Below are 1,373 nucleotides of genomic sequence, written 5' to 3' on the forward strand. Positions count from 1 at the left end.
GGTGGGCCTATGGATTTTGTTCGGAATCGGCATCGTCAGCTATCTCTTCCTTGCCTGGAATCCTGATTTCTTTGCCAAATATGCGCCGGCTTATCTGAGCGGGCTTGGGGTCACGCTGGCGCTGGTTTCCATATCGATGGTACTCGGCGCGATCCTGTCGGTGCCCGTCGCTTACGGGCGCATGTCCAGCAACCGGATCCTGTCCGGCCTCGCCTATTGCTACGTCTATTTCTTCCGCGGCACGCCGCTGCTGGTCCAGACCTATCTGGTCTACTACGGATTGGGCTCGTTCCGCGTCGAACTCCAGTCGGTCGGCCTCTGGGATTTTTTCAAGGACGCGTTCAATTGCGGCGTCTTTGCCTTTGCGCTCAACACGGCCGCCTACCAGGCGGAGATTCTGCGCGGCGCCATAGAGAGCGTGCCAAGAGGGCAATGGGAAGGGGCGGCCTCGCTTGGCCTGCATAAGCTGCAGACGTTGCGCAAGATCATCCTGCCGCAAGCCTTGATCGTCGCCTTGCGGCCCTATGGCAACGAACTGATCCTGATGGTCAAGGCGTCCGCCATCGTCGCCATCATCACGGTCTACGATCTGATGGGCAATGCCAAGCTCGCCTTCGCCAACTCGTTCGACATCCAGGCCTATATCTGGGTCGCCCTCGTCTATCTGGTGATGGTCGAGATATTGCGGCATGGCGTCGAATGGATCGAGCGCCGGATCACCGTTCACCTGAAACGCTGACGATTTTCGATTCGGCTGCACCAGTCGATCAGGCTATACGCGTCTTGACGAATTGAGCGCAGAGCCTAGAGCTTTCGCAGCAAATTCCGTTTCCATTCTGAAGGGCAAGCTCATGGCATCTGTGGCATTTCTCGGTCTTGGCGTGATGGGCTATCCGATGGCCGGACACTTGAAGAACAAGGGCGGCCATGACGTCACCGTCTACAACCGCACCAAGGCCAAGGCCGAGCAATGGGTTGGCCAGCATGGCGGTAGCCTGGCGGCGACCCCTGCGCAGGCCGCCGAGGGCAAGGATTTTGTGTTCTCCTGTGTCGGCAATGACGACGATCTGCGTTCGGTGACGACCGGTCCGGAAGGCGCCTTCAAATCGATGAAGAAGGGTTCGGTCTTCATCGACAACACCACCGCCTCGGCCGAGGTCGCTCGCGAGCTGGCGGCGGCGGCGCTAGCCGGCGGGTTTTCGTTTCTCGATGCGCCGGTCTCGGGCGGCCAGGCCGGCGCCGAGAACGGCGTGCTGACCGTGATGGTCGGCGGCGAGCAGGACGCTTTCGACAAAGCGAAGCCTGTCATCGACGCTTTTGCCCGCATGGTCGGCTTGATGGGGTCGGCCGGTGCCGGCCAGCTCACCAAAATG

The 1,373-nt window shown here is 60.4% G+C and carries 2 protein-coding genes; both read left to right on the plus strand.

The features are described from left to right. The first annotated feature begins 1 nt into the window (after position 1). Positions 2-739: an ABC transporter permease gene (locus EN994_RS31645; RefSeq protein ID WP_245466146.1), complete on the plus strand. Its 738-nt coding sequence runs from the start codon at positions 2-4 to the stop codon at positions 737-739. Between the two features lie 112 nt (positions 740-851). Beyond that, positions 852-1,373, plus strand: a 522-nt coding sequence (locus EN994_RS31650) for an NAD(P)-dependent oxidoreductase (RefSeq protein ID WP_164746425.1), incomplete at its 3' end; no start/stop codon positions are given.

Origin of the sequence: Mesorhizobium sp. M7A.F.Ca.CA.002.09.1.1 (assembly GCF_003998555.1) — a bacterium.
Lineage (GTDB): Bacteria > Pseudomonadota > Alphaproteobacteria > Rhizobiales > Rhizobiaceae > Mesorhizobium > Mesorhizobium ciceri.